Source organism: Sinobaca sp. H24 (genome assembly GCF_023845525.1).
On the sequence record NZ_JALBWT010000002.1, the window covers coordinates 50,602 to 64,491 of the forward strand.

Consider the following 13,890-nt stretch of genomic DNA (forward strand, 5'->3'; position numbering starts at 1 on the left):
GAAACGGGTACAGTCTAATAGTATAATGTATAAGTTGCAGAAAAATGCAGAAAGTAAATAAAGGAGCTGAATATAATGAAAATAGGAATCATAGGAGCTATGAAAGAAGAGGTGGAGATTCTCCAACATTCGCTGTCTTCCCTGCATGAAAGCAGAAAAGGCGGATGTATCTTTTTTGAAGGGACGATGAACGGCCAGGATATCGTACTGCTTGAATCAGGAATAGGTAAAGTGAATGCAGCAATAGGCACGACTTTATTAATTGATACATATGCCCCGATGTAGTTATTAATACAGGTTCAGCCGGCGGATTTGATCCTGCGTTAAAAGTGGGGGATCTGGTGATTTCCACTGAAGTTCGTTACAACGATGTGGATGCCACGGTTTTTGGCTATGAATTCGGCCAGGTGCCGCAGATGCCGGCATTTTATCCTGCCGATGAAGCATTGATAACTATGGCCGAAAAAGGAGCGGCTGATGGCGGCCTTCAGGCAGCATCCGGCCTTATATTATCAGGAGATTCCTTTATGAGCAGTGAAACGAGAGTAGGGGAACTAAAAGAGATGTTCCGGAAACCGCTTTGTTCGGAAATGGAAGCAGGAGCTATTGCACAGGTGTGCCACCGTTTTGATGTGCCGTTTGTAATCACACGCTCTTTAAGTGATATTGCCGGAACGGAGGCAAAAGTTTCCTATGACCAGTTTCTCGTTACCGCGTCTAAACATTCAGCAGAGCTGGTTATCCATATGGTAGGACAGCTGGCGGAAAAATAATCAGCTGGCTGTAACCTGGAGAAAATGCCGAAGAAGTCTGGCAGTCAGTCCCCAGATAATATAGTCATTATACTCATAAAAATATTCGGGTACGGTGGCAGTACGCCAGGAATAATTTTCCCCTCCCGGGATAAGGGAATAAGGAAACGTGTCCTCCGGCTGAACTTGTAAATAAATGTTATGTTTGACCGGGGGATTCTCATGGAAATAAGAAAGAGGCACCGTGAAAAGTTCACCAACTTCCGCTGGATTCGGTGAGAGAACGGCTGATTTTGAAATATGGCCGGCAAACGAATAAATCATATGGTTGTAGGGGGTAACAAGTGTATCCAGTGACCCTGCAAGCGTAATATCCTGCCGTGTGACTCCTATTTCTTCCATAACTTCACGAATACAGGCTTCTTCCTCGTTCGCGTCTTCGGCATCGACCCTGCCGCCTGGAAAGCATATTTCGCCGGGCTGGCTGTTCATATGTTCAGCGCGTACTTCAAACAGCACATGAGGGGCACCTTCTTTTTCAATAATGGGAATCATTACAGCTGATTTATGAAAATGGTCTTCCCCAGAATGCGGGAAGGTCTATTTTTTATCTGCTCAAACATGTGATCTAATTGGTTCAAAAGACATTCTCCTTTCTGTTTTCTATGATACCAAACAATAGCGGGAAAGGAGAATGTTTTCATTCCAGCCGAGGGTGGTATAGAGTAAAAAGGAGGCTGTTAATAATGAGTGACCAAGATAAAGAAAAAGATATCAAAAAAGACGTAAATCAGGAAGAACCGCCGACTGCTCTTGAAGATCCAATGCCATTGGAAGATATAAAGCAGGAAGAACAGGACACCAAAAAGAAGCATAAATCAAAGATTCCTCTTCCAGCCAGATTAAAGATAAATTAAAAGATAAGCTGAAGAGAAACAAATAATACAATATAAAACCTGGCCGCAGTGACAATCTGCAGCCAGGCTTTTTTAAGTTACAAATAGCGGTTAAACCATTCAGCCATATATTCCAGGCGGTGAATCCGGAGAACGGGGGGCCCGCTGCGGCTGAGTTCGTGATTAGAGCGGGGAACCTCAGGAACTCCACCGTTTTATCAAGTTTCTTTAAACCGATAAAAAGCTGTTCCCCTGCTCGACAGGGCAGCGCAAATCCTGCTCTCCATGCATGATAAGAAGAGGTGTAGAAACATGTTTAATATACTTAAGCGGTGAAAAATTCCACAGCTCTTCCGGGCTGTCCGGCAGACTGTTCTTTAATTCCATTCTGTAAAAAAGAATCCAATATCGCTCACACCCTGGAAACTAAGCCAGTTGGAGATAGAACGCTGCGTGACAGCTGCTTTGAATCGGTTTGTGTGCCAACTATCCAATTAGTCATAAAACCGCCGTAGCTGCCTCCTGTGACTCCCAGACGGCTGCTGTCTATAAAGGAGTACGACTGGAGAACATAATCAACAGCGCTCATCAGATCAGTATAGTCTTTTCCTCCATAGTCACCGCGGACGGCATCCACAAAGGACTGGCCATACCCATGGCTTCCACGTGGATTAATATACAGAACCGCGTATCCCCGGGCTGCCAAATACTGCATTTCATGGAAAAATGTATTGGCATACATGCGTGAGGACCGCCATGGATTTCCAGTACTAAAGGATACTGCTGTCCTTCCTCAAATTGGGCAGGACGCATTAACCATCCTTGAATTTCCCATCCATCCTCCGCTTTAAAAGAGAGCGGTTCCGGAATGGATATGTCCACCTTTTTTAAAAATTCATTGTTTACATCCGTTAGGCGCACATGAGCTTCTGCCTTGCGCTGTATTTCAAAGAAATCACCTGGATTGGAAGGGTCGCTTATTCCTGCGATAAAAAAGTCTTTCGCTGCATGATAGGAAAAGCCGAATAAATGATTCTCTTCTTCATGTACAGCTTCAATTTCGCCGAGCATATCCATCTGGTATAACCAGTACTGCCTCTTTCACTGGCAAGGAAATAAATATGCTTTTGATCACGGGACCATACGGGACCGGGGTTGGGGTGAGAAGAGCGGACATCGCCGATTGCGGCGTCGCCAATCTGAACATCCCATTTAAGCGTCATGCATGTATTTTCTTTTGTACGGAATTGATAATCCATACCTGATTGATTGTAGCGTCTGCATACTCAAGCTCGTGGCCTATTGCAGCAAGGTATTTTCCATCACCGGACCAGTTGGCCATAGTGAAAATACCAGTAGACTCAGTCATTTTTTCCAGCTCTTCGGTTTCCAGATGGAGGACGAATAAATCAACAACAGCTGACTTGTCTTCGTCCTCATTTCGGTTTGCGCTGAACGCGAGCCGTTTACTGTCAGAGGCCCAGCTTAGTCCAAAATGGTCAAATGGTCCTTTTGTCAGCAAAGTTGTCTTATTGGATCTTAAATCAAGAAGAGCAGCATGCTGTCTGGTTTTATCATGAAGACCTTTTGTGTCAGATTTATACTTCAGGCGGTTTACAAGAACGGGCTCCAGCGGCTTTTTCTCTTCTGGGTGCTGTCTTCCACTAAACCAGCCTCGGAGTCGACGGAAGCAATAAAGCAATCGACTGGCTGTCCGGTGCCCAGGCAGCTTCTGTAATACCGCCTTTAATATTAGTATATTGGCGGGGTTCGCCGCCGGCTGAAGACATAAGCCATATCTGTGTACTGCCGGAACGGCCGGAAAGAAATAACAGCTCGGATCCGTCCGGTGCCCACTGCGGGCTGTGGTCCTGAACGTCGCCAAATGTCCATTGGACAGGTTTATCATCTGTTAAATGCTGAATATAAATATGAGAATAATAAATATCTTCTTCTCGGCATGTTTTTGTACAAAAGCGTATTTTGTTCCTTCTTCAGATATATGTGGTTCGCTGACTACAGCAATGTGCTTTATATCATCAGCAGCAATCGGACGTTTTTGTAAAGACATGGATCTCATCCCTTTAGTAGCAATTCATTAGTATGTAAGTCTTATGGATTAAGTATAGTAAAATAGTGTAGGAAACACAATCACTCTTCTGGATATAATAGCACAATAAGAAAAAGTGAAAGATAATCTTACAAATTTAATGATTTGTCTGCACATACTCCCTATAATTACAAATAACAAAGTCATTCATCCCTTTTGAAGGAAAATCGGTTTCGTTCAAAGGGTTCTGGCTCACCCTCCAGAGTATTAATGTTTCCTGTAAGCCGTGAATAACAGGCTCTCCTTTAGGCATCACTCTCTCTCCCTTTGAAGCCATTGCCGGTAAATCCGGCAATGGCCTTTTTTTGTCTGTATATAAACGGGATGATTAGAATTAATCTGTATATTCGAATTCGATTTCATTTATTTTTCTGCTGAATTTAATATGAAGAGAGTGATCCTTGAAGTACCAGGCATCTTTCTTCGATAAAAGTAATGCCATCCATTTCCATAGTAAGCAGGAGTGAAGGATCAGAACTTCTATGCCGATTGAAAATCCGGCAATAAGCTGAGGGCTCCGCCGTAGCGAACGTAAAACGCGTACTGCCTCTTTTTCAGATTCATTTCTTCTAAAAACCATTAAAAAGCTGGCTGGTCATTGTAATGTTCATTATTATTCCTCCTATATGTTTACTACACTATTCCCTTCCAGACGTGCATAAAACTATGTAAAAAAGGATCTGACATCGTCAGATCTTTTTGATTCATTAATATTTGTAAATTAGTTAACAGCGTCTTTTAACTGCTTACCTGGGCGGAATGCTGGGTTTTTAGTTGCAGGAATTTTGATTTCTTCACCTGTTTGCGGGTTGCGGCCTTTACGGGCTGCACGCTCGCGTACTTCAAAGCTGCCGAAGCCTACAAGCTGAATTTTGTCACCCTTTTTAAGAGTGTCTGTGATGCTTTCAAATACAGCGTCTACTGCTTTAGAAGCATCCTTTTTTGAGATATCTGCTTGTTCTGCTACGGCGTTAATCAAATCTGTCTTATTCATCAAAAAACTCCCTTTCATTCCTAGTAATGTATAACTTCACTTACAAATTTACTCATGAATCCTTGCTATGTCAAGTGTTCAGCGGTAATTCGTGAAAATTAGCCCCTTATTCTGCCTTTTTTTTCGTATGACTCCTTAAATCGTCGTGTACTCTTTTCCACAATGGAACTCCGGTACGATGGGCAGAGCGGCTGATGATCTGCGCCCCAACGGGTGCCGTTAAAAACACGAAAAAATTGCAAGTAAAATTTTGCCAATAAATCCGCTTCAACCACCCAAAAGTAAAAAAGGTAGCAAAACTAAAAATGCGATGCCGAGGCACTTTTAGTGGCATGAATTCTTGCGTAAATATCAGGAAGTCTTACTAGGCCGATTGACCCCAAAAGACTAAAGAAAATACCAATGATAATTAAAATGCTAATCAGGATTTCTATCAATGACTAAGCCCCTCTCCCAATATTTTGCCAGTGCAACGGAGCCTAAGAAGGCCAGATGGCAATCATTAATATAACTTCCGAGAAAGCAGCTGTGTCTAAAGAGATCATCAAAGTCCTACAAACCTACCATGTTAAGTCCGAATGCATCAAGAGCTACTATGCGGTCTGGAACAGTAGGGCCTGCGATAACCCGGTATGTGCACAATACCAGAGAAACAGCCATCGCTATAAGGGCGATGTCCACTACGATAGTAAACATTACTTTCTCACCTCCAGAATAGCTTTTTCAAATTTGTTTTGTATATCTTCAATCATTGCCTTACGGCTTTCATATCAATATTGTGAATATAAATATATTGCTGTCCAGCGAGTAGTCCATAACGAGTGTTCCGGGCGTTAAAGATATCAGGCAGGAAATCAGGCTGATTTCCCACTTCTTCGTCAAATTGGTAGGAACCGCGATAATGCCGGGCTTGTGCTTAAAAGAAGGGCTTAGCACAATTTTACCATATCAATGTTGGCGATGAAAAGCTCTTTGGTAAACAGCCATAGCAGCGCGAACACTGCTTTGAGGCGGCGGAAATAAAACTCAAACGGCAGGATTTTCTGAAGCAGGTACAAAACACCAAATCCGATAACGTAGCCTATTACAAATCTCCAAGGGTGAAACTATTCTGCAGAAGCACCCATATAAATGCAATAAACACATTTAACACACAATCTGAAAGGCCATGCGATCTACTCCCCTAACACCGAATTAATATAAATAGATGGTTCAAGCAGTTCCTCGGCAATTCCATACGAGTAGCTGAAAATAGGTTCAGCAGCAAAGCCCAGAATAATTGTTAAGAGAACCATAGGAACAATAGGCAGGAGGAGGGCCGATTTTTTTTAGCAGCCTGCTCGTCTGTGTGTTTCTGCTCTCCCCAGAACGCATAGATGAATATTTTAAGCATGGAGAACAGGGTAAGCAGTCCGACTAACAGAGCAACAGCGGTAATGATGTAGCGGCCTTCCTGCATACCGGATAAAATCAGCGGGAACTTACTGAAAAACCCGCTGAGCGGCGGAATACCTGCAAGTGAAATGGCGGTAATAAAGAACATCCATGCTAAAAGAGGATGGGTTTTTAAAATGCCGCCCATTTTTTTCAGGTCAGTCGTGCCGGTAATCGATTCAGTCGCTCCGCTGAATAAGAATAACGCGGATTTAACAATGATGTGGTGGGCTATATAGTAGATGGCACCTGCAAGGGCAAGCGGGGTGAATATCCCAAGCCCCATCACCATGTAACCGACCTGGCTGATAATGTGATAGGAGAGGATCCGTTTGAAATCAAACTGTGATACCGCTCCAAGAACTCCAAAGAACATCGTAAATCCGGCAAGCGCCAGGATAATATTATGCGTGAATCCAATGTCGTGATTAAATACCAGCGTAAATAAACGAATAATCGCATAGATACCCACTTTTGTTAACAGGCCGCCAAACAGGGCGGCAATAGCAGAAGGAGGACCGTAGTACGATTTAGGCAGCCAGAAATACAATGGAAATAAGGCGCCTTTTGAAGCAAATACAATGAGAAGCAGAATAGCAATAACATTCAGAATGCCGGTCTGCCCGGTTTCTTCAATTCGTACCGCCATATCTGCCATGTTCAGCGTTCCAAGTGCTCCGTAAATATAAGCGACACCTATAAGAAAGAGCATTGAGGCAAAAACATTAATTACTACGTATTTAAAAGATTCACGCAGCTGGTATTTGGTTCCTCCCATAACTATAAGAACATAGGAGGCCAGCAGCATTACTTCGAAAAACACAAACATATTAAATAAGTCACCGGTTAAAAACGCACCGTTTACACCAGCGAGTAAAAATAGATAGAAGGGATAAAAGTAAAATTTTTCCCGTTCAGTTGAAATGGTGCTGAAAGCAAAGAACAAACAGACGACACCAACAATACTGGATAAAATAACCATCATGGTGGCAAACATATCTGCTACAAAGACAATACCGAATGGAGCCGGCCAGTCTCCCATTTCCATTGTAGCGATGCCGTTTTGATAGACATCAACTGCAAGAATAATGGAGCCGGCCAGCATAGAAAGCACAGTCAAAGAAGTAATTATTCTCTGGGCCTGGTGCTTTTTTGCCAGCAGGATAAGAACCGCACCAATTAAAAAAGGCAGGAGTACAGGTAAAATAACTAAACTATTCATCGGAAGTACCTCTCAACTGATCAAGATCATCTGTTTTGTGTGCATCGTATGTTCTATAAGCCAGCACGAGCACAAAAGCTGTCAACCCGAAGCTGATTACGATAGCTGTTAATATGAGTGCCTGAGGCAGTGGATCCGTGTAACTTGCTGCCTCCTGGCCTAAAAGAGGAGGCATGCCGTTCTGCAGGCCGCCATCGTTAAAATAAGAAGGTGGGCGCCGTGGGAAATGATAACAAGACCCATTACTATCCGGAAGATACTGCGGGAAAGCATCAGATAGGTTGCTACCATAAAGAGGACGCCGACTGTGATCGACATTAGTATTTCCATTATGCATCCTCTCCAATCGCTAAAATAATAACCAACGCTATTGCTACAACAACCAGGTAAATTCCAAGGTCAAATGGAACAGCTGTTGTCAGGTGGACCTCTCCAAATAAAGGAACATGGACGTACTGATCATACTGATTAAGAAAAGGACCTCCTAAAAACATACTGACCATTCCTGTAGCAAGTGAAATAATTAACCCTATAGCAATAATATTGACATAGTTAAAGGCAAGGCTTTTTTGATGGACTGAATATCAAAAGCCAGGTACAAAAGCAGCAGGGCCGAAGCGGTCATCAGCCCCCGATAAATCCGCCGCCGGGATTGTTATGCCGGCAAGAATAGATAAATAGAAAATGCAAATATCAAGAATGTTACTACTTGGGTAACGGATTGAAGAAGCAGGTTATTTGTCTTCATACATCCTCCCTCCCTGTCATACGCAGTTTGATGAGTGTAATAACGCCAAGTGCGGCTATTGCCAGCACCAGAACTTCCAGAATCGTATCGAGTCCACGGAAGTCAACAAGGATGACGTTAACCATATTTTCTCCTGCAGCAAGCTCATAGGAATTGTCGATGAAATACTGTGAAATAGATTCCAGCCCATTTTCATAACGAAAGGCATAAGAACTTAAGCCAATGAGAGTGACCATCACTCCCACCCCGACAGAGATAATCGCATTTGTAACCTGAATTCTCGGTTTCGTTCGTTCTTTTTTCAGGTTGGGAAGGTGCTTAAATGCGAGCAGGAATAATACGACAACCACTGTTTCGATTAGAAAACTGGGTTAAAGCCAAATCCGGAGCCCGGAAGGCTACAAAGAAAATAGCAACTAAAACCCTAGAGCGCCGACAATAATATAACGGCCATTTGTCATTTATAAATGGTACAACAACAGTCGTAAGGATAAAGAGCAGCACAAGCACCCACATATATCCCGGTATAGGAGAAATATTCTCCGTTGGCATAGAGAAAGCATCGTAACGGAACATTGTATAAGCGAGCAGCAGTACAATAAAGATGGACATGTAGGCTAAATAGTCACGAAGCCTTCGGTAATCTGCGCGCGTGTTATTTTCTGCGACCCTGTAACGAGTGCACTCAATGATCCGTCATAAAGCGGGTTAAGAATATCGCTTTCTTTTTTATAAATAGCCAGTGAGGACCATTTTTTCATATAAATGAACAATAACGTACCGAGTGCAATAACACCCATAGTCATAAACAGCTCCAGCTCAAATCCATGCCATAAATAAATATCAACATAGAAACGTTCGCCGCCTGTCATAACGCCGGGAAGGATACTCTGCATAGCGGGCTCAATTAAAGAGTAAGCCAGGAGGTTTGGAAACAGCCCGAATACGATAACAAGAGCAACGAGAATGATCGGGCTTATCAGCATACCGATCGGGGCTTCATGAACGTGCTTATCGAAGTTTTCCGGCTTGAATTTTCCGGTGAACGTTTTAAAGAATAGAATCAAACAGTACAAAAAGGTGAATATGCTGGCAACCCAGGCAATAACCGGGAAGAGTATGCCAAATGTCTGCATGTTCCACGCCGAAATTTCCATTGCTTCAAGCATGCCTGTAAAAAACATCTCTTTACTGATAAATCCGTTAAAGGGTGGTATGCCGGCCATAGAGGCCGCTCCGATCAGCGTAATAGTAAATGTAACCGGCATAATGGTCATCAGGCCGCCGAGACGGTTTATGTCTCTTGTACCTGTTTCGTGATCGATAATACCAATTGCCATAAACAAGCTTCCTTTAAAGGTCGCATGGTTAATAAGGTGAAAGATAGCCGTCATAATAGCTGCATGGTAAAGAGCGTTTTCTACGCCATCGTTAAAATACAGCGAAGCGGAGCCGACACCGAGCAGCGACATGATCAGTCCGAGCTGGCTGATAGTCGAGAAAGCAAGGATTCCTTTTAAATCCTTCTGACGCACTGCAGATAACGAGCCCCAGAATAATGTAAATAAACCAACGCCGGATACGATCCAGAACCATTCAGGAACACCTGCGAACACAGGCGTGAAGCGGGCGACTAGATATAGTCCGGCTTTTACCATCGTAGCAGAGTGCAGGTAGGCACTGACCGGTGTCGGTGCTTCCATCGCATCAGGCAGCCAGATGTGAAAAGGAAACTGAGCGGATTTTGTAAAGGCGCCCAGAAGAACGAGAATCATTGCCGGTATAAATAAATTACTTGCCATTACCAGATCGGCGCTGGCGATCGTTTCCTGAATGCTGAATGTGCCGGTAATGCTGTAGAGTATGGCAAAGCCGCCAAGCATGGCGAAACCGCCGAATACAGTTATCAGCATGGATTTCTGGGCACCGTAAATAGATTTATCGCGCTGAAACCAATAGCTGATCAACAGGGCGGAAGAAAGGCTTGTTAATTCCCAGAACACATAAAGCACAATCATGTTATCGGAAATAATAACGCCGAGCATGGCCCCCATGAACATGAGGAGGTACACATAAAAATTGTTCAGCGCTTCTTTTTCTTATCTAAATAATAGATAGAATAGAGTACAACTAAAGCGCCTATTCCAGTAATAAGAAGAGCAAATAAAATGCTCAGTCCGTCCAGGTAAACGGTGTAGAAAATTTGAAGCGACGGTACCCAGGGAGCGGAAGCCTCTACGACACCACCCTGGGATGTAGTCTGGAGCATCTGCTGCATAAAATACCCAAACAAGGCAAGCGGCAGAATAAAAACGAACCACCCAGTATGTATTTTGGGGATGTAGCGGTAAAAGAAAGGAATAAGGATGGCCAGTAAAAATGGAGATATAATGGCCCAGTGTAAAAACGTCATAATGTCTGTCCTCCTCGTGTAATAAAAAGCATGAAATGATGTAAATGTTCTGACAATAATTCATTTGGCAGAAGACTGTGCCTGGAAGAGATGCACAGCTGAGGGCATCCATAATCCATAGGAAAGCGAATATAAAATGTAATGTATTCACAGTACCGTACGCAAGTATTTTGTATTGTTGTTAACTGTATACTTTATAAACCAGCCTGGAAAGCATCCTTTTGCTTAAAAAAGGAGTAAGCTTATATAAAACACACAGACAATAAAATTATAACGTAAAAAAGTAAAGCCTGCATCCAAGAACGCCGCAACATCACTAGCTGTAAAGTATAAAATACCGTTTTTCTTAAATAAGAAGAAACGCGATAAAAATTAAAATGTATTACGTTTTTATGAACGCATAAAAAATGGAGGAACTCAGGCGCCGCCACCGGATTCTATTTGAAAAAAATCAATGCAGAGGTTATACTATTTGCTTAGAAAGCCAACGTTTAGAGTGCTTTTAATGAAAATAAAAACCGTTGAATAAATAAAAGGATGTGGCCGCGTGCTTAAGCGTTTTATACCAAATGAATATATTCCCTCCGTATATGATTTAGATCTGGATCATCTTCATGAGAGGAATATTAAAGGCATCATAACGGATCTGGATAATACTCTGGTAGAATGGGACAGGCCTGAAGCGACCCCGGAACTGCTGAGCTGGGTAAAGCTGGTTAAAAATAAAGGCTTCCAGGTGACGATTGTGTCCAATAATAATAAAAAAAGAGTGAGTGCGTTTTCCGAGCCGAGCGGCATTACTTTTATTCACTCAGCAAAAAAGCCTCTTGGACGTGCATTCAGGAAAGCTAAAAAGGATATGGGTCTGCATACAAATGAAGTAGTTGTGATTGGAGACCAGGTACTTACAGATGTATTCGGCGGAAACCGATCCGGTTTTTATACCGTACTTGTTGTTCCTATTGCGAAAACAGACGGAATGCTTACTAAAATTAACCGTAATATCGAAAGAAGAGTACTGAAAAGGCTGAAAGATAAAGGCCATGTTCAGTGGGAGGAATCATAAGTGACAGAAGAACTTGTATGTTCAGGCTGCGGAGCAGCTATCCAGACAGAAGATCAGAATAAAGCGGGTATACTCCGGAATCAGCGCTGGAAAAAGACATTATTATATGCCAGCGCTGTTTTCGTCTGCGCCATTACAATGAAGTACAGGATGTGGAATTAACGCATCAGGATTTTTCCAACAAGCTTCATGAAATTGGTAATCAAAAGCGCTGATTGTAAAAGTTGTTGATATCTTTGATCTAGAGGGAAGCTGGATTTCAGGTTTTCACCGGTATACAGGCAACAATGACGTTGTGCTTATTGCCAATAAAGCCGATCTGCTGCCCAAGTCAGTAAACCAGAACAAAGTAGTGCAGTGGCTGAAAAAGCAGGCGAAAGACCAGGGACTGACGGCCAAAGATGTGGTGCTCATCAGCGCTTCCAAAAACCAGGGAGTAGAGGAAGCCGCTCAGTTAATTGAGAAATACAGGCAGGGCAGTGATGTTTTTATTACCGGCTGTACCAACGTAGGGAAATCGACGTTTCTGAACCAGATTATTCGATTGTTCAGCGGGGAAGACGATGTTCCTATTACAACGTCCCATTTCCCGGGAACAACACTCGATATTATAGAAGTAATGCTCGAAGACGGAAAGCATTTAATTGATACACCGGGTATTATCAATAACCGTCAGCTTATTCATCAAATGCACAGCAGCGACTGGAAAAAAATGATGCCGAAAAAAGAAATTAAACCAATCATTTATCAGCTTCAGCCCGGACAAACTTTGTTTGTGGGCGGATTTGCAAGGCTTGATTTTGAAGAGGGTGAACGGAACTCCTTTGTTGCGTATTTTGCAAATGAGCTGAAGATTCACCGCACAAAACTCGAGAATGCAGATGAGTTAATGGCGAACCACCTGGGCGGCATGCTGTCACCTCCGTCTCCTAAATCAGTTGAAAAGCTGGGAAAATGGAAACGGTATGAGTTTATTATTAAAAAAGATAAAACCGATATTGTTATCGCAGGACTCGGCTGGTTTTCCGTTCCTAAAAAAGGAGCAAAAGTCAGCATCCACGTGCCGGAAGGAACCGGCGTTTCCTTAAGGGAGGCGATTGTGTGACGGACGGCATAAAGCTGCTGGGGCTGTTCGGCCATCCGGTCCATCACTCTTTATCACCTGCTATGCACAATAAAGAGTTCATTGCGCTGAATCTTCCTTATTACTATCAGGCCTTTGATGTCGCCCCGGCTAACTTAAAAGAAGCTGTCGCTGGTATCCGTGCGCTCGGAATACGGGGAGTCAACGTAACGATTCCTCATAAAGTAGAAGTTATGCAGTACCTGGATGACGTGGATGAACATGCCGAATTAATAGGCGCAGTAAATACGATCGTTAATGAAACGGGTACCTGACGGGTTATAACACAGACTCCAAAGGATTCATGGATTCACTAAAGGAAGAGACTGCTGCTGACATCGAAAAGAGCAGAATTCTTGTTATCGGAGCCGGCGGGGCTGCGAGGGCAGTTTTGACCGGCTTGTGGAGCAGCGGAGCCTCTGATGTATGCCTGACAAACCGCAGCATGGAAAAAGCAGAACATCTGGCCGGGAAATTCGAAGGCAGGCTTTCTTTAAAAGTATGGTCCAAAGAAGAAGCCGTGGCTAAAAACAATGAATATGATATTATCATTTAACACAACTTCGCTCGGCATGAGTCCGAACACAAAGGAAAAGCCGTGGCCGACGGAACGGGTTAAGCCGGAATGTATTTGCTGTGATTTAATTTACAATCCATTAAAAACAGCGTGGCTTCATGAAATGGAAGAAAAAGGGAATTTAACGTTGAACGGCCTTGGCATGTTTGTCAGGCAGGGAGCTGCATCTTTTGAAAAATGGACAGGCAGTTATCCTGATGTTCATCGGATGAAAGAAACAGTTCTGCAGAATTTAGGAGGAAAATAAATGTCATTAACGAACAGCCAGAAAAAATATCTACGCAGGCTTTCCCATAAACAGAGCCCTGTTTTTCAAATAGGAAAACAAGGACTCAGCGAAAATCTTATTAAACAGACTGCTGATACGCTCGAGGCCAGAGAATTAATTAAGATTAATATTCTGCAGAATTCAATGGAAGAAGTAGATGAAGCAGCAGAAGCTATTGCCTCTGCCGTAAACGCAGAGATTGTCCAGACAATTGGAAGCACCATGGTTTTATATAAAGAGTCCAGGAATAATAAGAAAATCGAACTTCCAAAATAAGGTGGATGCGG

General features: G+C 43.0%; 22 protein-coding genes and 4 pseudogenes. 8 read left to right on the plus strand and 18 right to left on the minus strand.

Annotated features, from left to right (window positions below; translation table 11 throughout):
- Positions 1-99: 99 nt before the first annotated feature.
- Positions 100-773 (plus strand): annotated as a pseudogene (gene mtnN, locus MMY81_RS03305) (5'-methylthioadenosine/S-adenosylhomocysteine nucleosidase).
- Here mtnN and MMY81_RS03310 read toward each other — a convergent pair.
- A complete protein-coding gene (locus tag MMY81_RS03310) occupies positions 774-1,307 on the minus strand; it encodes an NUDIX hydrolase (RefSeq protein ID WP_252311653.1) in 534 nt (177 codons plus the stop codon).
- Positions 1,308-1,498: 191 nt separating this feature from the next.
- Here MMY81_RS03310 and MMY81_RS03315 point away from each other — a divergent pair, with 191 nt between their 5' ends.
- Positions 1,499-1,669: a hypothetical protein gene (locus MMY81_RS03315; RefSeq protein ID WP_252311654.1), complete on the plus strand. Its 171-nt coding sequence runs from the start codon at positions 1,499-1,501 to the stop codon at positions 1,667-1,669.
- Positions 1,670-1,876: 207 nt separating this feature from the next.
- On the opposite strand, the gene MMY81_RS03320 is transcribed toward MMY81_RS03315, so the two are convergent.
- The 17 genes and pseudogenes from MMY81_RS03320 to MMY81_RS34920 all read right to left on the minus strand — a co-directional run bounded on the left by MMY81_RS03320 (position 1,877) and on the right by MMY81_RS34920 (position 10,569).
- Positions 1,877-2,035, minus strand: coding sequence for an alpha/beta hydrolase family protein (locus MMY81_RS03320; protein WP_252311655.1), 159 nt, complete (start codon positions 2,033-2,035; stop codon positions 1,877-1,879).
- 25 nt (positions 2,036-2,060) lie between these two features.
- Positions 2,061-2,354, minus strand: a complete 294-nt coding sequence (locus tag MMY81_RS03325) for a prolyl oligopeptidase family serine peptidase (RefSeq protein WP_252311985.1) — start codon at positions 2,352-2,354, stop codon at positions 2,061-2,063.
- Entirely contained in the window at positions 2,237-2,725 is a 489-nt protein-coding gene (locus tag MMY81_RS03330; protein ID WP_252312007.1) for an alpha/beta hydrolase family protein, read from the minus strand. The genes MMY81_RS03325 and MMY81_RS03330 overlap by 118 nt, the downstream gene beginning before the upstream one ends.
- Positions 2,626-2,871 carry a hypothetical protein gene (locus MMY81_RS03335; protein ID WP_252311656.1) on the minus strand — a complete coding sequence of 82 codons (246 nt, stop codon included), beginning with the start codon at positions 2,869-2,871 and terminating at the stop codon, positions 2,626-2,628. Before MMY81_RS03335 ends, MMY81_RS03330 begins: the two co-directional genes overlap by 100 nt.
- A complete protein-coding gene (locus MMY81_RS03340; RefSeq protein ID WP_252311657.1) occupies positions 2,868-3,170 on the minus strand; it encodes a TolB family protein in 303 nt (100 codons plus the stop codon). The genes MMY81_RS03335 and MMY81_RS03340 overlap by 4 nt, the downstream gene beginning before the upstream one ends.
- 142 nt (positions 3,171-3,312) lie before the next feature.
- The gene (locus tag MMY81_RS33250; protein WP_256497850.1) at positions 3,313-3,438 is read right to left on the minus strand and encodes a hypothetical protein; all 126 of its coding nucleotides are present in this window, start codon (positions 3,436-3,438) and stop codon (positions 3,313-3,315) included.
- Positions 3,439-3,560: 122 nt separating this feature from the next.
- Positions 3,561-3,719: a hypothetical protein gene (locus MMY81_RS03345; RefSeq protein WP_252311658.1), complete on the minus strand. Its 159-nt coding sequence runs from the start codon at positions 3,717-3,719 to the stop codon at positions 3,561-3,563.
- Positions 3,720-4,479: 760 nt separating this feature from the next.
- Positions 4,480-4,752 (minus strand): HU family DNA-binding protein, encoded by a 273-nt coding sequence (locus tag MMY81_RS03350; RefSeq protein ID WP_120193451.1) that lies wholly within the window; start codon positions 4,750-4,752, stop codon positions 4,480-4,482.
- Positions 4,753-5,051: 299 nt separating this feature from the next.
- Positions 5,052-5,189: a monovalent cation/H(+) antiporter subunit G gene (locus MMY81_RS34905; RefSeq protein ID WP_374561235.1), complete on the minus strand. Its 138-nt coding sequence runs from the start codon at positions 5,187-5,189 to the stop codon at positions 5,052-5,054.
- A 115-nt stretch (positions 5,190-5,304) separates the two neighbouring features.
- Positions 5,305-5,448: a hypothetical protein gene (locus MMY81_RS03355; protein ID WP_252311659.1), complete on the minus strand. Its 144-nt coding sequence runs from the start codon at positions 5,446-5,448 to the stop codon at positions 5,305-5,307.
- Positions 5,449-5,517: 69 nt separating this feature from the next.
- Positions 5,518-5,688 (minus strand): Na+/H+ antiporter subunit E, encoded by a 171-nt coding sequence (locus MMY81_RS03360; protein ID WP_252311660.1) that lies wholly within the window; start codon positions 5,686-5,688, stop codon positions 5,518-5,520.
- Between the two features lie 239 nt (positions 5,689-5,927).
- Positions 5,928-7,408 (minus strand): annotated as a pseudogene (locus tag MMY81_RS03370) (Na+/H+ antiporter subunit D).
- Positions 7,401-7,738: pseudogene (locus MMY81_RS03375) on the minus strand (Na(+)/H(+) antiporter subunit C). The pseudogenes MMY81_RS03370 and MMY81_RS03375 overlap by 8 nt, the downstream one beginning before the upstream one ends.
- Positions 7,738-7,950: an MnhB domain-containing protein gene (locus MMY81_RS33765; RefSeq protein ID WP_374561427.1), complete on the minus strand. Its 213-nt coding sequence runs from the start codon at positions 7,948-7,950 to the stop codon at positions 7,738-7,740. Before MMY81_RS33765 ends, MMY81_RS03375 begins: the two are co-directional and overlap by 1 nt.
- A 202-nt stretch (positions 7,951-8,152) precedes the next feature.
- Positions 8,153-8,506 (minus strand): hydrogen gas-evolving membrane-bound hydrogenase subunit E, encoded by a 354-nt coding sequence (gene mbhE, locus MMY81_RS34910; protein ID WP_374561239.1) that lies wholly within the window; start codon positions 8,504-8,506, stop codon positions 8,153-8,155.
- A 267-nt stretch (positions 8,507-8,773) separates the two neighbouring features.
- The gene (locus MMY81_RS34915) at positions 8,774-10,216 is read right to left on the minus strand and encodes a proton-conducting transporter transmembrane domain-containing protein (RefSeq protein ID WP_374561242.1); all 1,443 of its coding nucleotides are present in this window, start codon (positions 10,214-10,216) and stop codon (positions 8,774-8,776) included.
- A 23-nt stretch (positions 10,217-10,239) separates the two neighbouring features.
- Positions 10,240-10,569, minus strand: a complete 330-nt coding sequence (locus MMY81_RS34920) for a hypothetical protein (protein WP_374561245.1) — start codon at positions 10,567-10,569, stop codon at positions 10,240-10,242.
- 547 nt (positions 10,570-11,116) lie between these two features.
- Between MMY81_RS34920 and MMY81_RS03390 the strand changes: the two genes are divergently transcribed.
- From MMY81_RS03390 to yhbY, 6 genes and pseudogenes are all read left to right on the plus strand, one after another.
- Positions 11,117-11,635, plus strand: coding sequence for a YqeG family HAD IIIA-type phosphatase (locus MMY81_RS03390; protein WP_252311662.1), 519 nt, complete (start codon positions 11,117-11,119; stop codon positions 11,633-11,635).
- Positions 11,636-12,740, plus strand: a pseudogene (gene yqeH, locus MMY81_RS03395) (ribosome biogenesis GTPase YqeH).
- On the plus strand, positions 12,737-13,033 hold the full coding sequence (locus MMY81_RS33770) for a shikimate dehydrogenase family protein (protein ID WP_308215202.1): 297 nt from the start codon (positions 12,737-12,739) through the stop codon (positions 13,031-13,033). The pseudogene yqeH and the gene MMY81_RS33770 overlap by 4 nt, the downstream one beginning before the upstream one ends.
- 29 nt (positions 13,034-13,062) lie before the next feature.
- A complete protein-coding gene (locus MMY81_RS33775) occupies positions 13,063-13,314 on the plus strand; it encodes an NAD(P)-binding domain-containing protein (RefSeq protein ID WP_308215203.1) in 252 nt (83 codons plus the stop codon).
- Complete coding sequence (locus MMY81_RS33780) at positions 13,292-13,582, plus strand: hypothetical protein (RefSeq protein WP_308215204.1); 291 nt, start codon at positions 13,292-13,294, stop codon at positions 13,580-13,582. The genes MMY81_RS33775 and MMY81_RS33780 overlap by 23 nt, the downstream gene beginning before the upstream one ends.
- Entirely contained in the window at positions 13,583-13,879 is a 297-nt protein-coding gene (yhbY, locus tag MMY81_RS03405) for a ribosome assembly RNA-binding protein YhbY (RefSeq protein WP_252311663.1), read from the plus strand.
- Positions 13,880-13,890: the final 11 nt, after the last annotated feature.